We start from the raw sequence: 13,014 nt of genomic DNA, 5'->3' as shown, positions 1-13,014 counted from the left end.
AATGCCTGATTATGATTATATCCGCGATGGCAACGCCATTTATGAGCGTTCCTTTGCGATCATTCGCGCCGAGGCCGATCTTTCCGGCTTTTCGGAAGAGGAAGCGGATCTCGCAGTCCGCATGGTGCATGCTTGCGGCTCTGTCGAGGCGGCGCGCCAATTCGTCTTCTCGCCGGACTTCGTTTCCGCCGCGCGCACGGCGTTGAAAAATGGCGCGCCGATCTTCTGCGACGCGGAAATGGTGGCGCATGGCGTAACGAGGGCCCGCCTGCCGGCTGGCAATGACGTCATCTGCACGTTGCGCGACCCGCGCACGCCAGAGCTTGCGGCCGGAATTGGCAACACGCGCTCGGCGGCGGCGCTGAAACTCTGGCGCGAGCGGATGGCCGGCTCGGTGGTCGCCATCGGCAATGCGCCGACGGCGCTGTTCTATCTGCTCGAACTGCTCAGCGACGGCGCACCCAAGCCGGCCGCGATCCTCGGAATGCCGGTCGGCTTCGTCGGCGCGGCGGAATCGAAGGATGCGCTTGCCGAGAACTCTTACGGCGTGCCCTTTGCCATCGTTCGTGGCCGCCTCGGCGGTAGCGCGATGACGGCGGCCGCACTCAACGCACTCGCGAGGCCGGGCCTGTGAGCGGGGTGGGTGCAGGCAGGCTCATAGGTGTCGGCACCGGACCGGGCGATCCGGAGCTCCTGACCGTGAAGGCAGTGCGGGCGCTCGGCGAGGCAGACGTCGTCGCCTATTTCGCCAAGGCCGGGCGCAGCGGCAATGGCCGCGCCGTGGTCGAGGGGCTGCTGAAGCCGAATCTCGTCGAGTTGCCGCTCTATTACCCGGTGACGACCGAGATCGACAAGGACGACGCGGCATATAAGGGCCAGATCACCGCTTTCTACAATGCCTCCGCGGAAGCGGTCGCGTTGCATCTGCGGGCAGGGCGGACCGTCGCCGTGCTGAGCGAGGGCGACCCGCTCTTCTACGGTTCCTATATGCACTTGCATGTGCGGCTTGCCGACCGCTTTCCGGTCGAAGTCATTCCCGGCATAACCGCCATGTCGGGTTGCTGGTCGCTGGCCGGCCTGCCGCTGGTACAGGGTGACGACGTCCTCTCAGTGCTTCCCGGCACAATGGGCGAGGCCGAGCTCCAGCGCCGTCTTGCGGACACTGAAGCGGCCGTCATCATGAAAGTCGGTCGCAACCTGCCGAAGATCCGTCGCGCCCTTGCGGCCGCAGGTCGACTGAAGGCCGCCGTCTATGTCGAGCGCGGCACGATGAAAAACGCGGCAATGATCCCGCTTAACGAGAAGCCGGACGACGCGGCACCCTATTTCTCGCTGGTGCTCGTGCCCGGTTGGAAGGACAAGCCCTGCTCGATCGAGACTGTCCAGGAGGCAAGGGCATGAGCGGCAAACTCTTCATCGTCGGCACCGGTCCCGGTAAGCCGTCACAGATGACGCCGGAAACGCGGGAAGCGATCGCGGCTGCGACCGAGTTCTTCGGCTACGGACCATATCTGGATCGGTTGGACCTTCGCTCCGACCAGGTCCGCATTGCCTCCGACAATCGCGAGGAGCTCGACCGGGCCCAGGCCGCGCTCGCGCGCGCGGCCGCCGGTGCGAATGTCTGCGTCGTCTCCGGCGGCGATCCTGGTATCTTCGCCATGGCGGCCGCGGTCTGCGAGGCGGTCGACAAAGGCCCACCGGAGTGGCGACAGGTCGATCTCGTGGTCACGCCGGGTGTGACGGCAATGCTCGCGGTGGCCGCGCGCATCGGCGCGCCGCTCGGTCATGACTTCTGCGCCATGTCGCTGTCGGACAACCTGAAACCCTGGGACGTCATCACCCGGCGTTTGAGGCTCACCGCCGAGGCAGGGCTGGTGATCGCCCTCTATAACCCGATCAGCAAGGCGCGTCCCTGGCAACTCGGCGAGGCTTTCGAGGTCCTGCGCAATGTGCTACCGGCCAGCGTGCCGGTCATTTTCGGCCGGGCTGCCGGCCGGCCGGACGAGCGCATCACGGTCATGCCACTCGGCGAGGCCGATGCAAACCGCGCCGACATGGCGACCTGCGTGATCATCGGATCGCCCGAGACCCGGGTGATCGCCCGCGAAGGCAGGCCGGATCTCGTCTACACGCCCCGATCCTTTTTAGGGGAAAGCCATTGATGGATGCGTTCGAGCGCCTCGTCGCACGTGCTTACTGCGGGCACATCGGCGGGCGCGTGGCGCTCGACCATCACCACTTCGAGCCCGAGCGTGCGGGCGGCGGCGATTTTGCCGTAGGTCGCGCCGCCGCCGCTGTTCTTGGCGACGACGACGTCGATTTCTTGATCACGGAAGAGCTTCACCTCCTTTGCTTCCGCAAAGGGGCCGCTGGCGAGAATCGGCGTCACGTCCGGCAGGTCGAGCGGCGGCGTGACGGGGTCGACGCTGCGCAGGACATAGCTGTGCTGCGGAGCCTTTTCGAAATGGAACGCCTCTTGCCGGCCGATCGCCAGGAAGACGCGGCGCGGAACATCGCCGAGCGCGGCCACCGCCTCGGGAATGCTCTGCACTTGAGTCCAGCGATCGCCGGGCACTGCTATCCAGGCAGGGCGGCACAGCGCAAGAATCGGCGTCCCGCTTGCCTCCGCTGCCGTGGCGGCATTGTGCGAGATGCGGGCGGCAAAGGGATGGGTCGCGTCGACGAGCAGGGAAATCTCTTCGGACATCAGCCAGGCGGCGAGCCCTTCCGCGCCGCCGAAGCCGCCGATGCGCGTCGGCAGCGGTTGCGGGCGGGGGTCGGCCGTGCGCCCGGCAAGCGAGATTGCTGCCGCGTAGCGCCCATTGTCCGCGAGACGCTCGGCAAGCTGCCGCGCTTCGGTGGTTCCACCAAGGATCAGAATGCGAGGTCTGCCCGTGGCTGACATGTCGAATAGCGTCTCGGCCATGGCCGCTCCCTGGATTACTATTATCGGTATCGGCGAGGATGGTGTAACCGGTCTCGGCGACCGGGCCAAGCAGGCCATTGCGACGGCGCCGGTCGTTTTCGGCGGCGCCCGCCATCTGGAGCTCGCGGCATCGCTGATCAAGGGCGAATGCCAGGTCTGGCAGAGCCCCTTTGAAAGATCGGTCGAGGCGATCGTGGCGCGGCGCGGCAGCCCCGTCGTCGTGCTTGCCTCGGGGGATCCATTTCTCTACGGCGTTGGAGCAACGCTTGCCCGGCGCGTCGACCCGAGCGAGATCCGAACAATTCCGGCACCCTCGGCCTTCAGCCTGGCTGCATCGCGCCTCGGCTGGGCTCTGCAGGACGTCACGACCGTGTCGCTGCACGGCCGCCCGCTCGACCTCGTCCGGCCGCATCTGCAGCCCGGGGCCCGGGTGCTGGCGCTGACATCGGACGGAAGTGGCCCGCGGGCGCTTGCCGAGCTCCTTACCGAAAGCGGATTGGGCCAGTCCCGGATTGTCGTGCTGGAAGCGCTGGGAGGCGCGCGTGAGCGGATTTCGCGGCAGGTCGCCGCCGATTTCGCGCTCGAGGACATTCATTCCCTGAATCTCTGCGCGATCGAAGTGATTGGCGCGGCTTGCGCGCGCGTGCTGCCGCTCGCCTGCGGTCGCGACGACGCCCTGTTCGAGCATGACGGCCAGATCACCAAGCGCGAGGTGCGGGCGCTGACGCTTTCGGCGCTTGCCCCGCGCAGGGGCGAGCTTCTCTGGGATATCGGCGCCGGCTCCGGATCGGTCTCCATTGAATGGATGCTGAGCGACCCGGCCATGCGGGCAATCGCCATCGAGGCATCGCCGGAGCGGGCGGCGCGGATCGGCCGCAACGCCGCAAGCTTCGGCGTACCGGGGCTTCTCGTCGTCGAAGGCCAGGCGCCGGGGGCGCTGCGGGATCTGCCGGAGCCCGATGCGATCTTCATCGGCGGCGGCGGCAGCGAGCCGGGAGTTATGGGTACGGCGATCGCTGCGCTTCCGCCCGGCGGCAGGCTCGTCGCCAATGCGGTGACGACGGAAATGGAAGCGGTGCTTCTCGCACATCACGCGCGGCTTGGCGGATCGCTGATCCGCGTCGATGTCGCGCGCGCCTCGCCGGTGGGGACCATGACGGGGTGGCGGCCGGCGATGCCCGTCACGCAATGGTCGTGGACCAGGACCTGAGCAGAATAGTTCAAGAGGAATAGATCATGACCGTTCATTTCATCGGCGCCGGTCCGGGCGCGGCGGACCTCATCACGGTCCGGGGCAGGGATCTGATCGCCCGTTGCCCCGTGTGCCTCTATGCCGGTTCGATCGTTTCGCCGGAGCTCCTGCAATATTGCCCTCCCGGTGCGCGCATCGTCGATACGGCGCCGATGTCCCTCGACGAAATCGAGGCGGAATATGTTCGCGCCGCATCGGCCGGCGAGGATGTCGCGCGGCTGCATTCGGGCGATCTCTCGGTGTGGAGCGCGGTTGCCGAGCAGATCCGGCGGCTTCAAAAGCACGACATTGCCTATAGCATGACGCCCGGCGTGCCGTCCTTTGCCGCCGCTGCAGCAGCGCTCGGCCGCGAGCTGACGATCCCGGAGATTGCTCAAAGCCTTGTCCTGACGCGCGTCTCAGGCCGCGCCTCGCCAATGCCGACGCGTGAGACGCTGGCGGGCTTCGGTGCCACCGGTTCGACGCTGGCGATCCATCTCGCGATCCACGCGCTCGACCGCGTCGTCGACGAATTGAGGCCGCTCTATGGCGCCGATTGCCCGGTAGCGATCATCGTCAAGGCCTCCTGGCCGGATGAACGAGTCCTGCGCGGCACGCTCGGCGATATCGCCGCCAAGGTTGCTGCCGAGCCGATCGAGCGCACCGCGCTGATCTTCGTCGGACCGGGGCTCGAGGCATTGGATTTCCGCGAGAGTTCGCTCTACGATCCGGCCTACCAGCGCCGCTTCCGCGGGCGCGAATGAAGGCGGGGATCAGGATGCGCAATGCGTCCGCAAAAGGGTGAGGCGCGCCGGCTAGACCCTGGTCTGCTGGATTCCCGGGATATCGCCAATCTGCTCGGCGAGAAACTCGACCAGAAGCCGGACCCGAGCGATGCCCGCTCGTTCCGGAACGATCAGCATGCTCAGCGGTACAGGCGGCAGTGAATAGGCGGGTAGGACAGCCTCGAGCCGACCCGCGGCCAGTAGATCGCCGACGAGCCAATGATGCGCGGGCGCGATGCCGCGCCCGGCGACGAGCGCTTCCCGTGCGGCGAGCCCATGATCGACTCGCAGTCGTCCTCCGAAGGGCACCATATGATGCTGGCCATCCGGTCCCCGCAAGGCCAGCGTATCGCTGCCCGCGACGTTGGACATCCGAATGCCTTCGTGCCGAGAAAGGTGCTGCGGCAGAAGCGGCCTGCCTCGATCCGCCAGATAGGCCGGCGCCGCCACCAGTAGACGCCGGCTTCGGCCAAGAGCCCTGAGTTTCATGGAACTGTCAGCGAGCGGACCCAGGCGAAGTGCGATATCGACACCCTCCCGCACCAGGTCGACGCGTTCGTCTGTGAGGCTGAGGTCAGCGCCGATATCCGGGTAGCGGTCCTGAAAGGCGAAGATCAGCCGGCTGACATGCAGGACGCCGAAAGCGGCCGTACAGGAAATCCGGATCGTGCCAGCCGTCGCACCGCCCGTGCCCCGTGCCTGTTCGGCGGCCTGCTCCACGAGGCGCAGGATCTCGACGCTGTTGGCATAATAGCGGCTGCCTTCATCGGTCATCGTGACCCGCCGCGTGGTCCTGCTGAGCAAGGGCACGCCGATCGCTTCCTCGAGCTCGCGCAAATGCCGCGTGACGGTCGACTGGCCGATCCCGAGTTCGCGCGCAACCGCCGACAAGCTTCCGCGTTCGGCGACGCGGACGAACGTGCGCATGCGCTCAAGCGTGATGTCTGATTTATCCATTTTTCGGCACAATAATATGCATTCTCTACAGGTAGCGGATTATTCGAATGCTGGCTACCTAGATCGAACAACTGTCACCAGGAGACTGCCCCATGAAAGTACTGCTTGTCTTTGCCCATCCCGATCCGCGCTCGCTAAACGCGGCGCTCCGCGACGTCGCGCTCAAGGATCTCGAAGCCCAAGGACACGAGGTGCGGATGTCGGACCTCTATGCCGACGGATGGAAATCGGAGGTCGATCGCGCCGATTTTCCGCTGCTGGCGCCAGACGCGCGACTCATACCGGTCGCGGCCTCGAAGGAGGCCTTTCATGCGAAGGCACTGACCGAAGATGTCAGCGCAGAGATCGAGAAGCTTCTATGGGCCGACGTTCTGATCCTCCAGTTCCCGCTCTGGTGGTTCACCATGCCGGCGATCCTCAAGGGCTGGGTCGACCGGGTCTTCGCCTACGGCTTTGCCTATGGCGTCGGCGAACATAGCGACAAGCGCTGGGGCGACCGCTACGGCGAAGGGACCTTGGCTGGCAAGCGCGCGATGCTGATCGTGACGGCTGGCGGCTGGGAGGAGCACTATTCCGCCCGTGGGGTCAACGGGCCGATCGAAGACCTGCTGTTCCCCATCAATCACGGCATCCTCTATTATCCCGGCTATGACGTGCTTCCCCCCTTCGTCGCCTATCGCGTCGATCGTCTTGATAAGGCAGGTTTCGACGTCTTGGCCGAGCGCCTGCGCGAGCGGATGAGGACGCTCGCGACCACCCCGCCCATTCCCTATCGGCAGCAGAATGGGGGAGACTATCTGATCCCAACCATGCAGCTCCGTCCCGGACTGACCGATGCGGCTGCGACCGGCTTCGCGCTCCATCTGGACGATTCGCGAGAGGCGCTTCGTCAGGCCGGCGAGTAGCTCGGACGGCTATTGCGCATCCGGTGGAGATATCGGCCTTGGCTTCCGGGGAACGTCCTGCGGCTTCTCGAAGCGGTGGCGGTAAAGGGAGGCCTGGCCAAGCAGCATCAGCGTCACGGGCGTGGTCACCGTGATGAAGACGATGATCAGCGCTTCGTGGAATATCCAGCGGCTCTGCAGCACCGCGAAGCAGAGCATCGAGGCGAAGCAAACGAGAATCGTGCCGCCGCTCGTCGTGATCGTCGGCGCGTGCAGGCGGTCGTAGAATGTCGGAAGGCGCAACAGGCCGATCGAGCCGATCAGCGTCATTGCCGCGCCGAGGAGCAAAAGACCGCAGACGGCAATCGCCGCCCAGGCAGGCAGATCGGTGAGGTGGCTCATTCGATAATCTCCCCGCGCATGAGAAATTTCGCGAAGGCGATCGACGAAACGAAACCGAGCAGCGCGATGATGAGTGCCGTCTCGAAATAGACCGTGTTGGCCGTGCGAACGCCAAAGGCAACGAGCATCAGCATGGCATTGATGTAGAGCGTGTCCAGGCCGAGGACGCGGTCCTGGGCGTGTGGCCCCTTGATGATCCGGTAGAGGGCGAAGGCCATGGCGAGCGCGAGCATGACCTGGGCGAGCAGGATGGACCAGAGGATTGCCAGCTCCGTCATCGGAATATCTCCTTCAGCGATGCCTCGTAGCGCGCAAGCGTTTGCCGCCAAGCATAGGCGTTGTCCATGTCGAGGATGTGGAAGAGCAGCTTCTTCTCGCGCCGATCGTGTTCCAGCCAGGCCGTGCCCGGCGTCGCCGTCAGGATACAGGCAAGCAGCGCCAGCGCGTTCTCGTCCTCGATATCCAGATCGACGGAGATGAAGCCGGATTTCACCGGCTGCCGCCGCGATCGCAGGATGATGCGTGCCACTGCGATATTCGAGCGGGCAATATCGGCGATGACGTGAAGAGCGAAGCTTGCGAAATGGCCGAGGCGGCGCAGATGCGACCGCGGCGGCTGCAGCTTCAGCAATACCCAGGCGAGAATCGTACTGAGGATAATACCGACGAGAATCGTTCCCGGTGCCACAGATTGGTTCAGCAACAGCCACATGAGGAGAAGCGCGGTCGACAGCAGCGGGTAGGGAAACCAGGCGCGCATCGGCTATCGGTCTCCGGCCCTGGGTGCGGAAAGGACCCGCTCTTTGTAGAGGCCCGGGGTAAGAAGGTCGCCGACCGTCTCCTGCATGTAACGCATGGCAGGGGCCGGATGGAAGCTCAGGAAGAGGCAGGCGGCAAGCAGGACCAGGACGGGCGTGATCTCGATGATGACGACGCGCGGGATGGTGCCTTCGATCGAGGCCCAGAAGGTGCGGATGCCGATGCGGTTCATGGCGATCATGGCTGCGAGCCCGGAGAGTATGATTAGCGTTACATAGGTCCAGTCGGCGGCCGAGAGGGCTCTTGCCGGGTCCGCCGCCGGCATTCCGAAGAGGCCCTGGAGGAGTGCGAATTTGGCGACGAACCCGGAAAGCGGCGGCAGGCCGGACAAGAGCACGGCACAGAGCGAGAAGCAGAGGCCGAGCACGGCCATGGTGCGGGGAATGGCGACGCCCGCTTCCTCTTCCTCCTCGTCCTCATCGAAATCGCCATAGGCCTCCATCGTCACCGCCAGAACGTCGGCTGCGGCATCGCGGCCGCGCTCGACGAGCTCGATCAGCAGGAAGAAGGCGGCGATGGTCAGCGTCGAACTGACGAGGTAGAAGAGCGCGCCGGCCAGCATCTCCTCACGCCCGAGCCCGATGGCGGCAAGCAACGTGCCGGAGGAGACGAGGACGGAATAGCCGGCGAGTCGGCCCATCGCCTGCGATGCCAGCACGCCGATGGCGCCGAAGGCGATCGTCGCCACGCCGCCCGCAAGCAGCCAACTCTGGCCGAAGCCGGCCGAGGCGCCCGCCGCGGCGCCGAAGACGAGCAGGTGCAAACGGAGGATGACGTAGATCCCGACCTTCGTCAGTATGGCGAAAATGGCGGCGGCGGGTGGCGTTGCCGCGGCATAGGCTGTCGGCAGCCAGAAGCCAAGCGGCCACATGCCCGCTTTTACCAGGAATGCGATGCCGAGAAGGGCGGCGCCTGTTTCGACGAGCATCCTGCTTTCGGGGGTCAGCGCTGGGAGCTTCGTCGCGAGATCGGCCATGTTGAGCGTGCCGGTGGTGCCGTAGATCAGGCTGACGCCGATCAGGAAAAGCGAGGAGGCGGCAAGATTGATGGCGATGTAGTGCAATCCCGCCTTCACCCGCAGCGGGCCGGAGCCGTGCAGCAGGAGACCGTAGGACGCTGCGAGCATCATTTCGAAGAAAACGAAGAGATTGAAGAGGTCGCCTGTCAGGAAAGCGCCGTTGAGGCCGGCCAGCAGAAGCTGGATGAGGGAATGGAAGTGATGTCCGGCCGTATGCCAGCGCGCCATGGAATAGACCTGGGCGGCTAGCGCAAGGCCGCTCGTCAGGCACAACATGAGCGCCGAGAGCCGATCGACAACGAGAACGATGCCGAAGGGCGCCGGCCAGTTGCCGGGCTGGTAGACGCCGGAGCCCGGCAGGCTGTCTTCGCCTGCTGCCGCAAGGCGCATGAGGATCATCGCCACGATGAAGACGACGAATGTCGAGACAATGCCGATGGAACCTTTGAGGGTCCGCTCGCGCTCATTGATCGGGACCAACGCGGCCGCAACCGCGAGCGGCGCGAGAATTGGCAGGATCGACAGATGGTGCAGCCACTCAGTCACCGCGCTGCTCCCTGCCGTCGACGTGGTCGGTGCCGGTGAAGCCGCGCGAGGCGAGAATCACCACGAGAAACAGGGCGGTCATGGCAAAGCCGATGACGATAGCGGTCAGCACCAGCGCCTGCGGCACGGGATCCGTGTAGCGTGCCAGATCGCCGACGCCGCCCGGGTCGAGAATGGGCGGGGCATTCACCCGCAGCCGCCCCATGCCGAAGATGAAGAGATTGACCGCGTAGGAAAGTAGCGAAAGCCCGATGATGACCTGATAGGTTCGCGGTCGCAACAGCAGATAGACGCCTGACGCGGTCAGTGCTCCGATGCCGGCGGAGAGGATGAGTTCCATTACTGGGCCGCCTCCCTCGCGGTGCGCGCGGGTCTCGCATGGGCGCGCGGTGCGCGGACGGACTGGTGTGCCAGCGCGATGAGCATCAGCACCGTGGCGCCGAGTACGAGCGAAAAGACACCCAGGTCAAAAAGGATGGCGCTCGCCAGCGGCACCTTGCCGATGATCGGAAGCGTCGCATATTGCGAATGCGACGTCAGGAACGGATAGCCGAACACCCAGGAGCCGATGCCGGTGCCGGCCGCGACCAGGAGGCCGATGCTCATCCAGCGGAGCGGATGGATGCGCAGCCGCTCCTCGACCCAGCGCGTGCCGCCGGACATGTATTGCAGGAGAAAGCCGATCGACAGGGCGATCCCCGCGGCAAAGCCGCCGCCCGGCAGGTCGTGACCCCGCAGGAAGAGATAGGCGGCGAGCATTCCGATGACCGGGAACATCCAGCGCATGATCGCGGAGGGAATGTGGAGGTATTCGGCTATGCTGTCGCCGGCGCTTCGATCCGGATGGTCGTCGTCAAAGGCGTTCTGCACCCGTTGCTGCAGCGGGATATCCTGGTTGTCCAAGTGCGGGCGGAAACGCAGGAGCAGCGCGAAGACCGTCAGTGCGACGATACAGAGAACGGCGATTTCGCCCAGCGTGTCGAAGCCGCGGAAGTCGACCAGGATGACGTTGACGACATTGGTGCCGCCGCCTTCGCTATAGGCGCGCTCGAGGAAGTAACTGGCGATGGACTCGGATGCGGGCTGCGTCATCACGCGATAGGCGATGAGGCTCATCCCGCCGCCGGCGGCAAGCGCAAGCAGAAAGTCGCGCAGACGCCGGAAGCGAACCTTAAGTGGAATATCCTCCGACTCCGGTTCCTGGATCCGTTTCGGCAGCCAACGCAATCCGAGTAGGATGAGCACGGTCGTGACGATCTCGACGAGAAGCTGGGTAACCGCCAGGTCCGGTGCGGAGAGCCAGACGAAGGTGACGCAGGTGATGAGCCCCGCACCGCCGAGCAGCACGAGCGCGAACAGGCGGTGGAATTTTGCCTGGTAGGCCGCGCCGACGGCGCAGGCAATGCCGATCCCCCAGAGCAGGGCGAAGGCCGGGTCGATGCCGCGTATCATCAGGGGCGGCAACTCGAAACCGCGGAGGAAAAGCGGGAATGCGGCCGCCGTGACCGCGAGAAAAACGAGGAGCAACATCTGTGGTTGCAGCCGCCGTGTACCAAACCTCTGTTCGAGCCAGCGCGCCCATTTCCATGAAAGCGTCACCAGCACGCGCTCGAATATGCGCTGTCCTTCGAGCAGCCGGAAGACCGGCGGCCCCTCGATCCCGGTTGCGAGATAGGAGCGCATCAGGAAGTAAAGACCGACGCCGCCCGAAAGCGCTACGAAACTCATGATCAGCGGGACGTTCCAGCCGTGCCAGACGGCCAGGCTGTAGTCCGGCGTCCTGTCCCCGAGGATCGAAACGACGGCCGTGTGCAGGAAAGGACCGATCGTTCGGCCAGGAAGAATGCCGACGACCAGGCAGGCGAGCACCAGGAACTCGATCGGTGCCCGCATCCAGCGCGGTGGCTCGTGCGGCTTCTTCGGCAGATCCGCAGGCGGATCACCAAAGAAGACGCTGTGGATGAAGCGCAGCGAGTAGGTAACGGCGAACATGCCCGCAATCGTCGCGACATAGGGCGTCGCCGTATCGAGCGTATTGACGAGATGCGTCTCGATCGCCTCGGCGAAGAACATCTCCTTCGACAGGAAGCCGTTCAGCAACGGCACGCCGGCCATTGCGGCGCTGGCGACCATGGCGAGCGTCGCCGTGATCGGCATGTAGCGGAAGAGGCCGCTCAGCCTGCGCATGTCGCGCGTGCCGGTCTCATGGTCGATGATGCCGGCCGCCATGAACAAGGACGCCTTGAAGGTGGCATGATTGACGATGTGGAAGACGGCGGCGACCGCCGCGATCGGGCTGCCGAGGCTGAGCAGTACGGTGATCAGCCCGAGATGGCTGATGGTCGAATAGGCAAGCAGGCCCTTCAGATCCTGCTGGAAGATGGCGAAATAGGCGCCGAGCAACAGCGTCGACAGGCCCGCAAGGCCGACGATCCAAAACCAGGCTTCCGTGCCTGCCATGACCGGCCAGAGCCGCGCAAGCAGAAAGACGCCGGCCTTCACCATGGTTGCCGAGTGCAGGTAGGCGGAAACCGGTGTCGGCGCGGCCATGGCGTGCGGCAGCCAAAAATGAAACGGGAACTGTGCGCTCTTCGTCAGCGCGCCGAAGAGGATGAGGATCAGGATCGGCAGGTATAGCGGATCATTGCGGATCGCATTGCCGGAGGCGAGCACCGCATCGAGCTCGTAGCTGCCGACCACGCGTCCGATGAGCAGCAGGCCGATCAGCATGGAGAGGCCGCCCATCGCGGTCATCGTCAGTGCGATGCGGGCGCCGTCGCGCGCATGGGCGTTGTGGTGCCAATAGCCGATCAGCAGGAAGGAAACGATGCTCGTCAATTCCCAGAAGACGGCGAGCAGGATCAGGTTGCCGGAAAGCACGACGCCAAGCATGGAGCCCATGAAGGCGAGGAACAGCGAGAAGAAGCGGGGGACGGGGTCTTCGGCCGCCATGTAATAGCGTGCATAAAGCACGACGAGAACGCCGATGGCGGTGATCAGCGTCGCAAAAAGCCAGGCGAAGCCGTCCATGCGCAATGTGAGGTTCAGACCGAGCTCTGGGATCCAATCGAGTTCGAAACGAAGCACGCCGCCCGCGGTGACCAAAGGGTAGAGACCAGCCGCCAGCAGAAAACAGACGAGCGCAATGGCGCCGGCGAACCAGGCCGTGGCGCCGCGTTGATCGGACGGGAAGAAGAGTACGAGGAGACTCCCCCCGAAAGGGGCGAGAAGAAAGATGAAAAGCAATTTCTCCGCGTATTCGATCGTTCGACTCCTGACTGCCTGTGTTTGGGATTGGGTCCTGGTGCGCGATAACATCGTCGCCGAAGCGGCCGACGAAGGCAATGCCCGGACCGTCGTCCGATCGGCAAACGCATATGTTTTTATGGCTTTTTTCAGTCGGCTGCGCAGCCCGCCGGAGAGAAATAGCCGGCGCCTGTAGCGCC

15 protein-coding genes are annotated in these 13,014 nt (G+C 64.8%); 7 read left to right on the top strand and 8 right to left on the bottom strand.

The window, feature by feature from the left end:
- Position 1: 1 nt before the first annotated feature.
- Genes AC4P1R_RS13575 through AC4P1R_RS13565 form a run of 3 tightly spaced genes read left to right on the top strand, consistent with a single transcriptional unit; the run spans position 2 to position 2,162 of the window.
- Positions 2 to 634, top strand: a complete 633-nt coding sequence (locus AC4P1R_RS13575) for a precorrin-8X methylmutase (protein ID WP_069459037.1) — start codon at positions 2 to 4, stop codon at positions 632 to 634.
- Complete coding sequence (locus AC4P1R_RS13570) at positions 631 to 1,401, top strand: precorrin-2 C(20)-methyltransferase (protein WP_069459038.1); 771 nt, start codon at positions 631 to 633, stop codon at positions 1,399 to 1,401. The genes AC4P1R_RS13575 and AC4P1R_RS13570 overlap by 4 nt, the downstream gene beginning before the upstream one ends.
- Positions 1,398 to 2,162 (top strand): precorrin-3B C(17)-methyltransferase, encoded by a 765-nt coding sequence (locus tag AC4P1R_RS13565; protein ID WP_492177083.1) that lies wholly within the window; start codon positions 1,398 to 1,400, stop codon positions 2,160 to 2,162. Before AC4P1R_RS13570 ends, AC4P1R_RS13565 begins: the two co-directional genes overlap by 4 nt.
- Here AC4P1R_RS13565 and AC4P1R_RS13560 read toward each other — a convergent pair.
- A complete protein-coding gene (locus AC4P1R_RS13560; RefSeq protein WP_069459300.1) occupies positions 2,126 to 2,926 on the bottom strand; it encodes a cobalt-precorrin-6A reductase in 801 nt (266 codons plus the stop codon). The genes AC4P1R_RS13565 and AC4P1R_RS13560 overlap by 37 nt on opposite strands.
- Between AC4P1R_RS13560 and AC4P1R_RS13555 the strand changes: the two genes are divergently transcribed.
- Together AC4P1R_RS13555 and cobM are read left to right on the top strand one after the other, a co-directional pair.
- The gene (locus AC4P1R_RS13555; RefSeq protein ID WP_069459040.1) at positions 2,904 to 4,136 is read left to right on the top strand and encodes a bifunctional cobalt-precorrin-7 (C(5))-methyltransferase/cobalt-precorrin-6B (C(15))-methyltransferase; all 1,233 of its coding nucleotides are present in this window, start codon (positions 2,904 to 2,906) and stop codon (positions 4,134 to 4,136) included. The two genes, AC4P1R_RS13560 and AC4P1R_RS13555, sit on opposite strands and share 23 nt — an antisense overlap.
- A 26-nt stretch (positions 4,137 to 4,162) precedes the next feature.
- Complete coding sequence (gene cobM / locus AC4P1R_RS13550; RefSeq protein ID WP_151611622.1) at positions 4,163 to 4,921, top strand: precorrin-4 C(11)-methyltransferase; 759 nt, start codon at positions 4,163 to 4,165, stop codon at positions 4,919 to 4,921.
- Between the two features lie 51 nt (positions 4,922 to 4,972).
- Here the strand turns inward: cobM and AC4P1R_RS13545 are convergent, their stop codons facing one another.
- Positions 4,973 to 5,899: a LysR family transcriptional regulator gene (locus AC4P1R_RS13545; protein WP_069459042.1), complete on the bottom strand. Its 927-nt coding sequence runs from the start codon at positions 5,897 to 5,899 to the stop codon at positions 4,973 to 4,975.
- A gap of 92 nt (positions 5,900 to 5,991) precedes the next feature.
- Here AC4P1R_RS13545 and AC4P1R_RS13540 point away from each other — a divergent pair, with 92 nt between their 5' ends.
- Entirely contained in the window at positions 5,992 to 6,804 is an 813-nt protein-coding gene (locus AC4P1R_RS13540) for an NAD(P)H-dependent oxidoreductase (RefSeq protein WP_151611621.1), read from the top strand.
- 9 nt (positions 6,805 to 6,813) lie between these two features.
- On the opposite strand, the gene mnhG is transcribed toward AC4P1R_RS13540, so the two are convergent.
- The 6 genes from mnhG to AC4P1R_RS13510 are packed head-to-tail and all read right to left on the bottom strand — an operon-like array spanning position 6,814 to position 12,832.
- Positions 6,814 to 7,185 (bottom strand): monovalent cation/H(+) antiporter subunit G, encoded by a 372-nt coding sequence (gene mnhG, locus AC4P1R_RS13535; RefSeq protein WP_069459044.1) that lies wholly within the window; start codon positions 7,183 to 7,185, stop codon positions 6,814 to 6,816.
- A complete protein-coding gene (locus AC4P1R_RS13530; protein WP_069459045.1) occupies positions 7,182 to 7,463 on the bottom strand; it encodes a K+/H+ antiporter subunit F in 282 nt (93 codons plus the stop codon). The genes mnhG and AC4P1R_RS13530 overlap by 4 nt, the downstream gene beginning before the upstream one ends.
- Positions 7,460 to 7,945: a Na+/H+ antiporter subunit E gene (locus tag AC4P1R_RS13525; protein WP_069459046.1), complete on the bottom strand. Its 486-nt coding sequence runs from the start codon at positions 7,943 to 7,945 to the stop codon at positions 7,460 to 7,462. Before AC4P1R_RS13525 ends, AC4P1R_RS13530 begins: the two co-directional genes overlap by 4 nt.
- Positions 7,946 to 7,948: 3 nt before the next feature.
- Positions 7,949 to 9,568 (bottom strand): monovalent cation/H+ antiporter subunit D, encoded by a 1,620-nt coding sequence (locus AC4P1R_RS13520; protein ID WP_069459047.1) that lies wholly within the window; start codon positions 9,566 to 9,568, stop codon positions 7,949 to 7,951.
- Positions 9,561 to 9,908, bottom strand: a complete 348-nt coding sequence (locus AC4P1R_RS13515; protein ID WP_151611620.1) for a Na+/H+ antiporter subunit C — start codon at positions 9,906 to 9,908, stop codon at positions 9,561 to 9,563. Before AC4P1R_RS13515 ends, AC4P1R_RS13520 begins: the two co-directional genes overlap by 8 nt.
- Positions 9,908 to 12,832, bottom strand: coding sequence for a monovalent cation/H+ antiporter subunit A (locus AC4P1R_RS13510; RefSeq protein WP_492177749.1), 2,925 nt, complete (start codon positions 12,830 to 12,832; stop codon positions 9,908 to 9,910). The genes AC4P1R_RS13515 and AC4P1R_RS13510 overlap by 1 nt, the downstream gene beginning before the upstream one ends.
- Here AC4P1R_RS13510 and AC4P1R_RS13505 point away from each other — a divergent pair.
- On the top strand, positions 12,804 to 13,010 hold the full coding sequence (locus tag AC4P1R_RS13505; RefSeq protein WP_131820484.1) for a hypothetical protein: 207 nt from the start codon (positions 12,804 to 12,806) through the stop codon (positions 13,008 to 13,010). The two genes, AC4P1R_RS13510 and AC4P1R_RS13505, sit on opposite strands and share 29 nt — an antisense overlap.
- The last annotated feature ends 4 nt before the right edge of the window (positions 13,011 to 13,014 follow it).

Source organism: Sinorhizobium sp. Y406 (assembly GCF_058732025.1).
The sequence above is the reverse complement of the archived record's forward strand: the minus strand, read 5'-3'. Positions and strand labels throughout refer to the sequence as shown.

What these genes read in the sequence shown, in the direction of transcription:
- AC4P1R_RS13575 (WP_069459037.1), top strand. Translation starts at nt 2, where the DNA reads ATGCCTGATTATGATTATATCCGCGATGGCAACGCCATTTATGAGCGT.
- AC4P1R_RS13565 (WP_492177083.1), top strand. Translation starts at nt 1,398, where the DNA reads ATGAGCGGCAAACTCTTCATCGTCGGCACCGGTCCCGGTAAGCCGTCA.
- AC4P1R_RS13555 (WP_069459040.1), top strand. Translation starts at nt 2,904, where the DNA reads ATGTCGAATAGCGTCTCGGCCATGGCCGCTCCCTGGATTACTATTATC.
- AC4P1R_RS13560 (WP_069459300.1), bottom strand. Translation starts at nt 2,926, where the DNA reads ATGGCCGAGACGCTATTCGACATGTCAGCCACGGGCAGACCTCGCATT.
- cobM (WP_151611622.1), top strand. Translation starts at nt 4,163, where the DNA reads ATGACCGTTCATTTCATCGGCGCCGGTCCGGGCGCGGCGGACCTCATC.
- AC4P1R_RS13545 (WP_069459042.1), bottom strand. Translation starts at nt 5,899, where the DNA reads ATGGATAAATCAGACATCACGCTTGAGCGCATGCGCACGTTCGTCCGC.
- AC4P1R_RS13540 (WP_151611621.1), top strand. Translation starts at nt 5,992, where the DNA reads ATGAAAGTACTGCTTGTCTTTGCCCATCCCGATCCGCGCTCGCTAAAC.
- mnhG (WP_069459044.1), bottom strand. Translation starts at nt 7,185, where the DNA reads ATGAGCCACCTCACCGATCTGCCTGCCTGGGCGGCGATTGCCGTCTGC.
- AC4P1R_RS13530 (WP_069459045.1), bottom strand. Translation starts at nt 7,463, where the DNA reads ATGACGGAGCTGGCAATCCTCTGGTCCATCCTGCTCGCCCAGGTCATG.
- AC4P1R_RS13525 (WP_069459046.1), bottom strand. Translation starts at nt 7,945, where the DNA reads ATGCGCGCCTGGTTTCCCTACCCGCTGCTGTCGACCGCGCTTCTCCTC.
- AC4P1R_RS13515 (WP_151611620.1), bottom strand. Translation starts at nt 9,908, where the DNA reads ATGGAACTCATCCTCTCCGCCGGCATCGGAGCACTGACCGCGTCAGGC.
- AC4P1R_RS13505 (WP_131820484.1), top strand. Translation starts at nt 12,804, where the DNA reads ATGAAAAGCAATTTCTCCGCGTATTCGATCGTTCGACTCCTGACTGCC.